Raw genomic sequence first — 13,145 nt, 5'->3', positions numbered from 1 at the left:
CTATTAATGATTGCTTTGTTGGAATTGAATCATGAATTCACTTAGTGCTTTGCACGCTTCGACCGGTACGGCATTATACGCAGATGCTCGGCATCCGCCAACGGAACGGTGACCATTCAAACCGACAAAGCCGGCATCTTTCGCTTCTGCTAAGAACTTTTTCTCCAATGCCTCATCAGCTAGACGGAATGTAATGTTCATAAGAGAACGGCTTTCCAACTCTGCATGGCCTCGGTAGAAACCATCGCTGTTGTCGATCACATCATAGATCAGTTTCGCTTTTTCCTCATTTCGTTGTGTAACGGCTTCTAAGCCGCCACATTCTTCGATCCAGCCGAGTACTTCACCGAGCATATAGATCCCGAAAGTCGGAGGCGTATGATACAGCGAGTTGTTTTTAGCATGTGTTGCGTACTTAAGGATCGTCGGATTGTCGGGGTTCGCTTTTTCCAGCAAGTCTTTGCGGATAATGACGACCGTTACGCCAGAAGGTCCCAGATTCTTTTGGGCACCCGCGTAAATAAGGGCAAACTTGCTCACGTCAATCGGCTTGGACATGATATCACTGGACATATCCGCAATTAGCGGGACATTTCCTGTATCGGGGTAGTCCTTCCACTGTGTACCGTAAATGGTGTTGTTCGTTGTGATGTGAAGATAAGCATCATCCTCGTTGTAATTCAACTCATTTGGATTGGGAATGTGGTTGTGCTTATCCGTTTCTGTACTAGCGACTTGGTAAGCATCGCCAAGTCGTTCAGCTTCGGCAAATGCTTTTTCCGACCAAACACCTGTCATAACATAACCCGCTTTTTTTCCGGTTTGTAAAAAATTCATCGGAACCATGGAAAATTGAAGGCTTGCCCCTCCTTGTATGAAGAGGACTTCGTAATTTTCAGGGATTGAATAGAGCTTTTTTAGGCGTTCAATCACTTGATTATGTACTTCTTCATACGGTTTGCTACGATGGCTCAGCTCCATGACGGACATGCCAGTTCCACGGAAATTGATCAGTTCCTTTTGCGCTTTTTCGAGAACAGCTGCAGGAAGTGCTGAAGGCCCCGCGTTAAAGTTGTAAACAGGTTGAATCGTTTGCGTCAAATTTCTCACTCCATAAATTATGAATTTTTAGTTATACATAGGATTATACCTTATGGGGATAAATTTAGGTGTGTTATTTTTATGAATTTCATTTATTTAAAGTGGATGGTTGAAATCACCTTCAATTGGATGGTCAATTATTATTATTGTTTCTATAAACTGATAGGAGAACAGTGAATCATTGCAAATAGTACAGATGGACTGATTACACTTTTTTCTAAGCGAATAAAATAGGACAACTAAGAAGGAGGAAGCGAAGCTATGAATACAAGAGTAACGGAAATCTTCGGGATTAAATATCCGATTGTACAAGGAGGGTTTTCCTACTTTGCAAATGCTAAACTAGCGGCTTCGGTTTCGAATGCTGGCGGACTTGGACAAATTACTGCGGTACAGTTACGTACACCAGAAAAACTTCGGGAGGAAATTCGCAAAGTAGTTACACTGACTGATAAGCCATTTAGCGTAAACTTTGCTTTCATAAGGGACGATGAAAAGTATAAGGAGTTGCTTGAAGTTGCTATAGAGGAGAAGGTACCGGTCATTACGATAACTGGCGCTAATCCGCAGCCGGTTTTTGAACGATTAAAAGGAGAAAATATTCGGATCCTCGTTCTTGTGTCGGGAATTAGGCAAGCGCAAAAATCGGAAGAACTCGGTGCGGATGCTTTGCTGGCGGTTGGACAGAGAGGCGGGGGAAATTTAGGTCGTAACGATATGGAAACAATGGCACTTATTCCTCGTGTTAGGGATTCTGTATCGATTCCTGTAATCGCGAGTGGAAGGATCGACGATGAGCGCGGGTTAACGGCAGCTCTTGCATGTGGGGTAGAAGGAACTGAGGTCCACGCTTTATCACTATTCAGGAGTGCATTCAGACAGGCGCGGTATATAAGTAGGCAATCCCTTGAACAACAACAGTGACCGGCATGGTGATGTTCAATTCCATTATTACGGTTCAGGTGCTATTTGCATCAGATTGACCCACTTTACTCACGATGACATAAATAAAATAAGTACCTACAGGTAAATTAGGTAACCAGCTATTATTAATTAAGGAGCTAAGATGAAATGATATGGATGACAATTGCAATTATAGTAATCGGAACAATTTTAATATTTCTATCGAGTCCTACGAGCGCATTTGTAGGATGGGTTTTAAGTAAATTTGCACTTCATCCAAAACTTGATCCGAAAGATATTAGTGTAACATTTAACGGAATACACTTAGAGGAAGAAGAAAAAATTAGATTTAATAACTATTTTAACGAAGCTCAATTTTTAGAAAGAAACCACATATTTCCGGGGAATGAAGGATTGTTTCTACATCCAGAGACGAATGTTATTCCATTTATTATCAAAGTAAAAAGAAGAAAAAAGGAAATGAATTTCTTTATTTATAGTTACGATGATCACGTTGATGTCGTCAAGCAGTGGAAGAAAAATGTTGCTTCTTTTAGCATGAGATCTGAGTATTTACAAAGTTTTTCCACATCGAATAATATAAATGAAAAGGCTTGATATACATCTTCTTAAGTATTCAATTTTGATAAAAAAATGTATAATACCTGAGAGTAATTATTCAATATTAACAGGTGATTGATAGCAAAGAGTTTAGCTCCTCGACTACGAAAATGGTCGAGGGGCTTTTTGGGTTGTATTATAAATTGATTATTTATCGGTGATACAGATTTAGTATCAATAATAAGTGTTGTTATAAATTGTATATATGAGAAGTTTGTGAAGTTATTATAACAGTAATAAAAATGTCATAATACAGAGTTACTAATTTCGTAACGGATTTTTGTTCAATTGTTCACAAACGTTTTTTCTTCCTAGGTTATAATGAAAACAGAAAGGAAAAAATGGAGGTATGACCTTTATGGATGCATTACTACTTGCAAGGATTCAATTTGCTTCAACAACATTGTTCCACTTTATTTTTGTTCCCTTATCCATTGGGCTTGCATTACTGATTGCGATTATGCAGACGATGTATGTCTTTAAAAAACAGGAAGTCTATTTAAAGATGACAAAGTTCTGGAGTATCTTCTTTCTCATCAATTTTGCAATCGGTGTTGTAACTGGAATATTTCAGGAGTTTCAGTTTGGGATGAACTGGTCGACTTATTCTCGGTTCGTCGGTGATATCTTTGGGGCTCCGTTAGCGTTTGAAGCATTGCTTGCTTTCTTTTTGGAATCCACTTTCATTGGCTTATGGGTTTTCGGTCGGAATAAATTACCTGAAAAAGTCCACTTAGCTTGTATTTGGCTTGTTTCAATCGGAACGATGCTGTCGGCGTTTTGGATCATGGCTGCCAACTCGTTCATGCATAATCCTGTTGGTTATGTCTTACAAAACGGACGTGCAGAAATGAATGATTTCCTCGCTGTACTGACCAATGAGAAGCTATGGGTCGCTTTTCCACATACCGTTTTTGGAAGTTTTGCGACAGGAGCTTTTTTCATTATCGGTGTGAGCGCTTGGTACATTTACAGAAAGCGAGATGTTGATCACTTTAAGCGTTCAATGAATATCGCATTGCTGGTCGGCTTCATCTCAGGATTTGGGCTAGCTTTCACAGGACACTCTCAGGCAACCTATTTAATGCATGCCCAGCCGATGAAAATGGCGGCTGCTGAAGGGTTATGGGAAGACAGTGAAGATCCGGCGGCGTGGACAGTCGTCACGAATATAGATGTAGAAAATAAAACGAGTACAAATCGTATCGATATTCCTTATTTATTAAGTTACTTAGCGTATGGAAAGTTTGAAGGTAAAGTTGAAGGCATGAACACATTGCAGGAGAAATATGTGTTGAAATTTGGAGATGGTAGCTATATTCCGCCTGTCAAAACTACTTTTTGGAGTTTCCGGATTATGGCAGGAACTGGCGGTTTACTGATCTTATTAAGCGCCATCGGGTTGTTTTTATCGTATAGGAAAAAGCTTGAGGAAAGTTCAGCATACTTAAAACTGATGGTCCCTGCTATATTTTTACCATTTATCGGGAATTCATTTGGTTGGATTATGTCTGAAATTGGACGGCAGCCATGGGTTGTCAATGGTTTAATGAAGACGGCGGATGCAGTTTCGCCAAACGTATCAGCAGGGAAGGTGTTATTTTCATTAATCACTTTCTCGACGATCTATTTTATCCTCGGTGCAATTATGGTGTTCTTGTTTGTAAGGGTCATTAAACAAGGGCCACATGAAAAAGTAAAAGAGGATGTTTCAACTTCGGATCCTTTTGAGACAGGAGAGATACCACATGCAGCTAAGTGAGCTTTGGTTTTTATTGATAGGCGTCCTCTTTGTTGGATTTATGTTTCTGCAGGGATTCGACTTTGGGGTAGGCATGAGCACAAGATTTCTCGCTAAAAATGATCTGGATAGGCGGATGCTCAATCAGACGATCGGCCCGACTTGGGCGGCGAATGAAGTATGGCTTGTTACAGCTTTAGGGGCTATGTTTGCAGCTTTCCCCCATTGGTATGCAACTTTGTTGAGCGGTTATTATATGTTGGTTAGTGTTCTATTACTTGCGTTAATCGCAAGAGGGGTTGCCTTTGAATTTAGGGACAAAGTCGAATCTGAGCGATGGGTCAAAACATGGGATTGGTCGATTTTTCTCGGCAGCATTCTACCGCCATTTTTACTGGGCATGCTATTTACAGGACTAATTCAAGGTTTACCGATTGATGCGGACATGAATATGTATGCGGGGTTCTTGGATATTGTGAATGGCTATACAGTGGTTGGTGGACTTATTTTTGTCGCATTATCCTATTTGCATGGCTTGACATTTATTTCATTGAAGACAACTGGGGAACTACGCGAACGGGCTCGGAAAGAAGCACTGAAATGGTATGTGATGACCGGTATGATGACTCTTCTGTTTACGATATTGACAACTGTTCATACAGAGGTGTTTTCTACAAAAGGGTCGATTTTAATTCCGATGTACATCCTTGCCGGGATTTTGTATGGCGTACTATTCCTTCAATTACGTAATAGGAAAGAAGGATTTAGTTTTACAATTACAGGGATTATTCTCATACTCATTACAGCTTCCTTTTTTATCGGATTGTTCCCGAATGTGATGATTAGTTCGTTAGGAGCTGCTCAAAATATAATGATTTATGATGCAGCATCGGGGAGTTATTCACTTCGTGTCATGACCATCGTGGCGGCGACAATGCTTCCAGTTGTTCTGGGCTATACATTTTGGACGTATTATGTTTTCCGCAAACGGGTGTCTAAAAAGGAGCATTTGGACTATTGATGGACAAACATTTATTTCACTACAAAGATAGTAAATCTGTAATGGCGCTGATTGGCCTGTTAACGCTCGGTCAAGCGGTTGTAATTATCTTTCAAGCATTGTATTTATCAAAAGCTATTACTCGTATGTTTCAAGGGGCTGCTTTGTCGGCAGTCCTCTCCTCGTTTTTGATCTTTCTTGTGGCGCATATTTTGCGTCATTTTTTGCAGTGGGGGAAAGAGCGAGTCGCTTATCGATTTGCGGATCGCACTGCGCTTTCGTTGCAGCAAATGCTTGTACAAAAAGTATTTGACCTTGGACCGAGAAGTATCGGTAAGCATGGGTCGGGTAATATCATCACCCTTGTATTAGAGGGGATTCCTCAATTTAAAACGTACTTGGAATTATTTATTCCTCGCTTTATGGCGATGGGGATTATTCCGTTTGTGTTGGTCCTATACATTTTCACAGTAGATCGACTTTCGGGCATCATATTGGCGATCGTCTTGCCGATTCTGGTTGTCTTTTTGATCTTGCTCGGCTATGCAGCCCAAAAACAAATGGATGCCCAAATGGATACGTATAAACTATTATCGCGCCATTTTGTTGATTCGCTGCGCGGGCTTGTTACGTTGAAATATTTAGGACGCAGTAAATCACATCAAAAAGCGATTGAAGTTGTAAGCGATAAATACCGGATTGCCACGAACCGGACGTTACGCGTCGCTTTTTTATCTACTTTTGCATTGGATTTCTTCACCAGTATATCGATTGCGATTATTGCAGTTGAACTGGGGGTAAGGCTGATCGGCGGGCATATCGGGCTTGAAGTCGCCTTGGCAATCCTCATCTTAGCGCCGGAATATTTTTCGCCTATCCGCGATCTTGGTAATGATTACCATGCGACGATGGATGGGAAAGAAGCGGGAGAACAAATTCGCGGCTTGCTAGTTGAAAAAACAGTCGATCAAAAGAGTCTGCCATCTGCTCCGACATGGACAGAAAATAGTCGGTTAATCTTCCGAGGAATAGGAAAAAAATCTGAGGAAGAGCGGGATATTTTACAATCGATCAATTTCACGGTCGCAGGCTATCAAAAGATCGGGATTGTCGGGACTTCAGGTGCAGGGAAATCCACATTGATTGATTTATTATCCGGGTTTACACAGCCGTCAACGGGAATGATTTCAATCGATGGCGTCGATTTCAATCACTTATCTGTACCGAACTGGCAAGACCAGTTGACATATATTCCACAGCACCCTACGATTTTTTCGGGGACAGTCGCTGAAAACATCCGTTTTTATGAACCGAATGCAACGCGTGAAGAGGTTGAGCGTGCAGCCAATATGGCCGGCCTGAATGAATTGATCCAAAGTTTCCCGAATGGTTATGATGAAAAAATTGGGCAAGCTGGTCGGATTTTGAGCGGCGGGGAAGAGCAACGGATTGCATTAGCGCGGTCGTTATTGCAAAATCGCTCAATTCTTTTATTTGATGAACCTACAGCTCATTTGGATATTGAAACGGAACATGAGATTAAAGAGACGCTGTTGCCATTGTTAGAAAATAAATTGGTGTTTTTTGCTACCCACCGTTTACATTGGATGAAAAATATGGATCTTATTATTGTAGTTGAGGACGGTCAAATTGTTGAAATGGGTACGCATGAACAGCTCGTAAGGAAATCGGGTGCATACGACAAGTTGATGCAGGCACATAGAAAGGGAATGAGAGGATGATGTTATTTCAGGCGTATATTGCACCGTATCTTAAAAAATATAAGAAAGCTATGCTGGCGACCATCCTCTTAGGTGTACTAGCCGTCCTGTCGGGTGCAATGTTGACGTTCGTTTCAGGATATCTGATCTCCAGAGCATCCGAAATGCCGGAGACCATTTTACTTTTATATATACCTATCGTGTTGGTTCGCACATTTGGATTATCTCGTGCCGTTAGTCATTATTTGGAGCGTTTAGCCGGTCATAACGCGGTTTTGAAAATCTTATCGGAAATGCGTGTTAAATTATATGGCATGCTTGAACCACAAGCCTTATTGATCCGCCAGCGCTTTCAAACCGGGGATTTACTTGGTGCATTAGCGGATGACATTGAACATCTACAAGACGTCTATATTCGTACGATTTTTCCAACTGCCGTTGGTCTTTGTTTATTCATTTACGCGATAACGATGCTAGCGCTCTTCGATTGGCTATTTGCGATTTGGATGGTATTTTGCCTAAGTATAATCGTTTTCGTTTATCCAATGTTTTCTTTATATACATTAAAGAAACATCAGCGTGAAGCGAAAAGGAAGCGTGGACAGCTGTATCGGAAGTTAACTGATGCTGTATTCGGTATTAGCGATTGGATGATTAGCGGAAGAAAAAATCATTTCACTACAGGCTTTATGAACGATAGTAGGTCGAGTAATAAAATGGAAAATAAGCTGGCCTATTGGAATCTATCCCGGGGGTTTCAACTGCAAATCATCTCGGGTGTTATTTTAATAATGGTTGGAATTTGGGCGGGGAATGCAGCACAACAAGGGGAAATTATTCCTGCTTATATCGCCGCCTTTACGTTAGTGACATTGCCGATTTTAGAAGGACTCATTCCGCTTTCTTATGCAATTGAACGCATTCCTGCTTACGGAGAGTCGCTAAAACGCATTGAATCGATTCAGCAGTTTGTTCAGGATGAGGAAGGAAGTAAAGGGAATGTACAAACGCTCAAAAAAGCTGATATTTCAATCGATACCTTATCTTATCGCTACGAAGGCGAGCAAGCGGATGCGCTTCACCAACTATCCTTATCGATTCCATACGGCCAAAAACTGGCTTTGCTTGGAAAGAGTGGCGCCGGAAAATCGACCTTGATTCAATTATTGCAAGGAGCCATTCGGCCCACTTCTGGCGGAATCTTCCTAAACGACCATTCGCCAATTGAATATGGCGATCAGATTTACGACCTGGTTGGCGTTTTAAATCAAAAGCCATATTTATTCGCGACAACGGTTGAAAATAATATTCGTTTAGGCAATCAGCAAGCTACAAAAGCAGAAATTGAAGCGGTCATGAAACAAGTAAAATTGGCCCACTATATGGATTCGCTTCCGAATGGCTTACAAACGCAGACGGAGGAAACGGGACAGCGGTTCTCGGGTGGGGAAAGACAACGGATTGCATTGGCAAGAATTTTATTGAAAGATACACCTATCGTCATCTTGGACGAACCGACCATTGGTTTAGATCCAGTAGTGGAGTCTGAGTTGATCGAGACCATTTTGACAAGCTTACAAGATAAAACGGTTATTTGGATTACGCATCATTTAATCGGTATCGAGCAAATGGAACAGATTTTATTTTTGGATCAAGGTCAAATTGCCATGCAAGGAACCCATGACCAATTAATGCGTACGAATCAGCGCTATCAACAATTATATAAGCTAGATCGAGGCGTAGAGGATTAATACAATAGCGCGGACTGACGTATCGGTTAGCCCGCGCTTCTTTTTGAATATAAATAGACCTGTTCCACTAGCTGATCTACATAAGGGTCTAAATTCGAAAGTTCATTTTGATCATTCCTGCTTCCCGTGCGGTTGTGAAAAGGATGAGGATGAATGGTCCGACGAACAGACCGAGGAAGCCCAGCAATTTCAAGCCGATAAACATCGAAATTAACGTCGCAAGAGGGGATAGGCCGATTTGTGAACCCATTACTTTCGGTTCGATCGTGTTCCGGATGACAACTAGAATGACTGCCAAAATCATCAATTTCGTCCCTGTTCCTATATCGCCACTGATGAATTGATACAACGACCAAGGGATCAAAATGATAATCCCGCCTAAAATGGGAAGCAGATCGATAATCCAAATGAGGAGGGACATGTAAATGGCATATTTGGGCGCGATGAAAAGCAGTCCGATAAACGTGACAGCGAGAATAATCAGACTCACAAATAGTTGCGCTTTTAGAAAACCGAAAATAACGGTATTCAATTTTGTAATCATAAATCTTGCTTTTTCCGCTGTGGAAGTGGTTAAGTGTCTAAAGAGCTTGATTTTCAGTTCGGGTAACTTCAGCATAAATAAAAATAGTGCAATGATGTAGAAGGTCAAGCTGACAAGGAAATTCGGGATTTCGGTCATGAGCGCCATCATCTTCTCGTAACTGAGTAAATTGAGAATGGACGTTTGAATAGACTCAAACCCGTTTTTAAATTCTTTTTGAATGGCTTTAACGACTTCGTCTGGCATTCCGGAAGTAAATTGCAGCAATTTACTTTGCCCGTCAATCCAAACGCCGGACAGTGAGTTGAAATAGTCAGGTGCATCTTTTGAGAATTTAATAATTTTACCGATCAACTGCGTGACGGTATAGTAAAGTAGAGATGCGATGATGACCAGAATGAAAATGAAAACGGAAATGACCGATACTTTGCGGCTCCACTTAAATTTTCTTTCGGTCCACTTGACGAACGGATCGATAATGAATGCGGTAAGAAGCGCCAAAATGATCGGAATTGAAACCGGGATGATGAAGATGGCGACTAAGAATGCGATGAGTATACAGAAGCTGATGATAAAATTACGTTTAGTAAGCCATTTCGCCAACAAACATTCCTCCAAAAGATTACTCCTCCAATTATAACCAAAAAGTAGGAGAATGATGAGGGAGGGAAAGAGGAATTATAAAAAAGCCGGGGAACATGGGGTCCTCCGGCGATTTGATGAAAATTATTTTTTTAAGTTATAAGGAATTAGTGCTGTATTTACCGCTTTTAATGTCGCTACACAGTCTTTTACGAGGCTTTCAGGAAAATGTTCGCCTTCACCATACTCAACGCCATGTGGATAGTAGTACTTGCCGATGACAGGTTTTTTAAGATTGATGATCGCGTCACGTGTATCCACATCTCCGTCTGTTGTATACCCGAATACTCGCAAATAATATGTACCTTCTTTGATCACATATTTCTTATCGTATGTTACGCGTTCATAGTCCCATTGACCTGCACGGATCAGGTCGTTTTTGTGCATGAGTTCATCAAGTACGGATAAGTCGGCAACAATATTTTCAATGCCTGTATCTTCAATATACATAGTTCAAGTCCTCCTTATATATCGTTCACCCAATTGCCTATACTAATTCATAATAGAACAAATCTCCAGTAGTTGCAATGGCAACATTGTGTCAATGCCGGTGAGTGAAAAGCAGGCAAGATGAGAATCTTAACCATTACGATTTGGAAGGAGTGCTTTCACTATCAATTACGCTTTGGCGTATTTGCGTCCAGATTTTTTTCGAGCTTGCTCGCATCTAGCTCCGGGCGCCAGGAGCTCGGGTCATAAGTCAAAGTTGCTCTGTGGCAAAAAACGCCAAGCCGCATCTTCGTCTTATACCTGTCGCACCTAAACAGGCGCCCTTCTCTTTTGGAAGAAAAGCTCCTCTAAAAAATCTATGACATCCGCCGGAGACTTGGGCCAACAGGAAGTTGGTCACTCAGGCGTTGCCAATCAAACAGCGGAGGGTTTGATTTGCCGTATTTCTGAGTTTTTTTGCAGAAATTAAGGCACTTTCATTCAGGACGCGGCGACCTTAGCCTGAGTTCCTCTAATCAGCAAATCTTTTTGTACTGAAAGCGAAGCGTCAGCTACAGGGAGTTTGGACTCCTGCTGATTGAAAAGCTATCTGGTATTCATCCCGCTACTTTTGGAAGTGGGGGACTCCTGCTGAATCAAGTTGAAAAACATTTGCCGAATGAAAATAAAAAGGAGTGGATTTGAAATGAAAATTTAACATTTCTAGTGGTTAGTTGAAGTATAATAAAAGTGAACGAACCTTTTAGCTAAGATCATACATAAATAAGGAAACAAACTATTATATGAAGGCAGGGCGGATGATGAAAGTTATTTGGAGAATTATACCGCTTCTGATAATTGTCCTGATTCTATTCTATTTAATGGATGACCGTGTGAAAGAAAATGAGCCGTTGGAATCTCCTGTTAAACAGGGTTCTGCCATCCAAGTACCTGGAAATGGGGGAGAAACGACTCATCCACAAAGGGAACGGCCAACTTCTGGATTATCTGTTTTTGTTGGAGAGAGCTCGAAACAGTTATTGGAACAAAAAGGGGATCCGGACAGGGTCGAACCTTCGGAGTATGGATATGAATGGTGGATTTATCAAACAGAATTCCAAATGATGGCCGGGGTGAAAGATGGGAAAGTAAATCAGATCTATACAGCGAATAGCAATTCTGATGTAGCCCCTTTTGAAATAGGTCAAGACGTCGAGGAAATTTATAGGACTACGATCATTGAATCTGAAATTTCGATTGAGAACGGAGAGAATATCTATACATTCTCGTTGAATAGTGAGGATATTAAAAGCCGCCCACTGGTTCAATATGAAAATGTATATGCTCAGCTCTACACAGATGTAGAAGATGGGAAGCTTGAGGCGATTCGTTTTATCGATCCGATTACGCTCGTTCTGCATCAGCCGTATGATATGTCTTATATGGGCGAAATTGTGCACCCCACTCGATCGGCTTCAAATATGCAAGCGGAAGTCGATCGTGCGATGGAACGGCAAATTTTTGATCTGACGAATATTTATCGGGAAAAGCATGGAGTTCCTAATGTTCAAGGGGATTACAAGTTAAGCGAAGTGGCGCGCAAACATAGTGAGGACATGGCGCTTGAAAATGAACAATCCGAAGAACCACATGTGCTTGCGAGCTTGGCTGAAAGGCTGAAAGAGGTCGGAATCGATCATCGTAAAGCAGGCGAAAATATAGCATCCAATTATGTGGATGCTATCGAAGCCGTCCATGGTTGGCTAAATTCTTCTGCACATAGAAGTGTTTTGCTGGATAAGGATTTCACTCATTTGGGGACAGGGGCTTTTGGCAAATATTACACACAAGATTTCATACGGATGCATATAGACGAAAAAAAACGACAATAAAAGGTATTGTCGTTTAGGGCTTTATCCAAGTCCCTGTTTCAGTACTGGCGACACCTCTTATATAAAGGGGTGTCGCTGTTTTTATGGCATGAAGCGCGGCGCGTTTTTGAATGATTGGCCGTTCGCAATCCAGAAGAGGAAGAAAATCTTCTAGTTGAAGGAAATCTAACTTGAGCGGATTGGCTACTTTGCGTGGGTCGTCCGACATGACACCTGGCACATCTTTAAAAAATTCGACATGTGAAGCTTTTAGGGCTCCCGCAAGTGCAACGGCAGTTAAATCGCTTCCTCCTCTTCCAAGGGTCATAACTTGCCCGTCTGCATTGATCCCCTGAAAGCCGGGGATGATGATGCAATTTGTTTGTTCCAGCTTTTTTAGAATGGAAGAAGGATCGATATGACTGATGGTGCCGTCACCAAATTCTCCGGCTGTTTTTATTCCGGACTGGACCCCGTGAAGGATGGCGTTAGGGACACCTTCCTCGGTCAGTTCAGCTGACAGTACAGCAGCCGCGATCAGTTCACCGCAAGATGCAGCAAGGTCGCTTGCCGCTGTAGAAGATGAAAAAGCATCTGTGATTTGTAAAAGGGTATCCGTAGCATAAGGATCTCCGAAACGTCCGATAGCAGAGACGACGATCACCACGGTTCCAAACTCATCTAGTCCATCTTTTATATGATGGATGCACTTACTTCTTATTTCTTTGTCTTGCATCGCAATTCCACCGAATTTTTGGATGATCATATTGATTCCCAACTTTCTTCGTGACGTTCATTGGAATTTCGTCATACGATAAAGT

At 41.6% G+C, this 13,145-nt stretch carries 10 protein-coding genes and 1 pseudogene; 7 read left to right on the top strand and 4 right to left on the bottom strand.

From position 1 onward, the window contains the following. Positions 1-3: 3 nt before the first annotated feature. Complete coding sequence (gene serC, locus ACFPRA_RS06640) at positions 4-1,101, bottom strand: 3-phosphoserine/phosphohydroxythreonine transaminase (RefSeq protein WP_381431944.1); 1,098 nt, start codon at positions 1,099-1,101, stop codon at positions 4-6. Between the two features lie 261 nt (positions 1,102-1,362). Between serC and ACFPRA_RS06635 the strand changes: the two are divergent. The 6 genes and pseudogenes from ACFPRA_RS06635 to cydC all read left to right on the top strand — a co-directional run. Further along, positions 1,363-1,997, top strand: a pseudogene (locus tag ACFPRA_RS06635) (NAD(P)H-dependent flavin oxidoreductase); the annotation flags it as partial. Positions 1,998-2,172: 175 nt separating this feature from the next. Further along, positions 2,173-2,622, top strand: coding sequence for a YfmQ family protein (locus ACFPRA_RS06630; RefSeq protein WP_381431942.1), 450 nt, complete (start codon positions 2,173-2,175; stop codon positions 2,620-2,622). A gap of 361 nt (positions 2,623-2,983) precedes the next feature. After that, positions 2,984-4,387 (top strand): cytochrome ubiquinol oxidase subunit I, encoded by a 1,404-nt coding sequence (locus ACFPRA_RS06625; protein WP_381431940.1) that lies wholly within the window; start codon positions 2,984-2,986, stop codon positions 4,385-4,387. Next, positions 4,374-5,387, top strand: coding sequence for a cytochrome d ubiquinol oxidase subunit II (gene cydB, locus ACFPRA_RS06620; protein ID WP_381431938.1), 1,014 nt, complete (start codon positions 4,374-4,376; stop codon positions 5,385-5,387). The genes ACFPRA_RS06625 and cydB overlap by 14 nt, the downstream gene beginning before the upstream one ends. Further along, a complete protein-coding gene (cydD, locus tag ACFPRA_RS06615) occupies positions 5,387-7,108 on the top strand; it encodes a thiol reductant ABC exporter subunit CydD (RefSeq protein WP_381431936.1) in 1,722 nt (573 codons plus the stop codon). The genes cydB and cydD overlap by 1 nt, the downstream gene beginning before the upstream one ends. Continuing rightward, positions 7,105-8,838: a thiol reductant ABC exporter subunit CydC gene (gene cydC, locus ACFPRA_RS06610; protein ID WP_381431934.1), complete on the top strand. Its 1,734-nt coding sequence runs from the start codon at positions 7,105-7,107 to the stop codon at positions 8,836-8,838. The genes cydD and cydC overlap by 4 nt, the downstream gene beginning before the upstream one ends. A gap of 88 nt (positions 8,839-8,926) precedes the next feature. On the opposite strand, the gene ytvI is transcribed toward cydC, so the two are convergent. Further along, entirely contained in the window at positions 8,927-9,985 is a 1,059-nt protein-coding gene (gene ytvI / locus ACFPRA_RS06605; protein WP_381431932.1) for a sporulation integral membrane protein YtvI, read from the bottom strand. Positions 9,986-10,108: 123 nt separating this feature from the next. Beyond that, positions 10,109-10,474 carry a YugN family protein gene (locus ACFPRA_RS06600; RefSeq protein ID WP_381431929.1) on the bottom strand — a complete coding sequence of 122 codons (366 nt, stop codon included), beginning with the start codon at positions 10,472-10,474 and terminating at the stop codon, positions 10,109-10,111. Positions 10,475-11,271: 797 nt separating this feature from the next. Here ACFPRA_RS06600 and ACFPRA_RS06595 point away from each other — a divergent pair. After that, complete coding sequence (locus ACFPRA_RS06595; protein WP_381431927.1) at positions 11,272-12,345, top strand: CAP domain-containing protein; 1,074 nt, start codon at positions 11,272-11,274, stop codon at positions 12,343-12,345. Positions 12,346-12,358: 13 nt separating this feature from the next. Here the strand turns inward: ACFPRA_RS06595 and ACFPRA_RS06590 are convergent, their stop codons facing one another. Next, positions 12,359-13,090 (bottom strand): amino acid kinase family protein, encoded by a 732-nt coding sequence (locus ACFPRA_RS06590; protein WP_381431925.1) that lies wholly within the window; start codon positions 13,088-13,090, stop codon positions 12,359-12,361. Positions 13,091-13,145: the final 55 nt, after the last annotated feature.

The sequence above is a fragment of the Sporosarcina soli genome, from assembly GCF_042655805.1.
In the GTDB taxonomy this organism is placed as follows: Bacteria; Bacillota; Bacilli; order Bacillales_A; family Planococcaceae; genus Sporosarcina; species Sporosarcina soli.
Note: the sequence above shows the minus strand (reverse complement) of the source record. Positions and strands in the feature narration are given on the sequence as shown.

Bases quoted from the DNA above. Each gene is read 5' to 3' on its own strand.
- ACFPRA_RS06590 (WP_381431925.1), bottom strand. From the start codon at position 13,090: ATGATCATCCAAAAATTCGGTGGAATTGCGATGCAAGACAAAGAAATA.
- ACFPRA_RS06625 (WP_381431940.1), top strand. From the start codon at position 2,984: ATGGATGCATTACTACTTGCAAGGATTCAATTTGCTTCAACAACATTG.
- ACFPRA_RS06595 (WP_381431927.1), top strand. From the start codon at position 11,272: ATGATGAAAGTTATTTGGAGAATTATACCGCTTCTGATAATTGTCCTG.
- cydD (WP_381431936.1), top strand. From the start codon at position 5,387: ATGGACAAACATTTATTTCACTACAAAGATAGTAAATCTGTAATGGCG.
- ACFPRA_RS06600 (WP_381431929.1), bottom strand. From the start codon at position 10,474: ATGTATATTGAAGATACAGGCATTGAAAATATTGTTGCCGACTTATCC.
- ACFPRA_RS06630 (WP_381431942.1), top strand. From the start codon at position 2,173: ATGATATGGATGACAATTGCAATTATAGTAATCGGAACAATTTTAATA.
- cydB (WP_381431938.1), top strand. From the start codon at position 4,374: ATGCAGCTAAGTGAGCTTTGGTTTTTATTGATAGGCGTCCTCTTTGTT.
- cydC (WP_381431934.1), top strand. From the start codon at position 7,105: ATGATGTTATTTCAGGCGTATATTGCACCGTATCTTAAAAAATATAAG.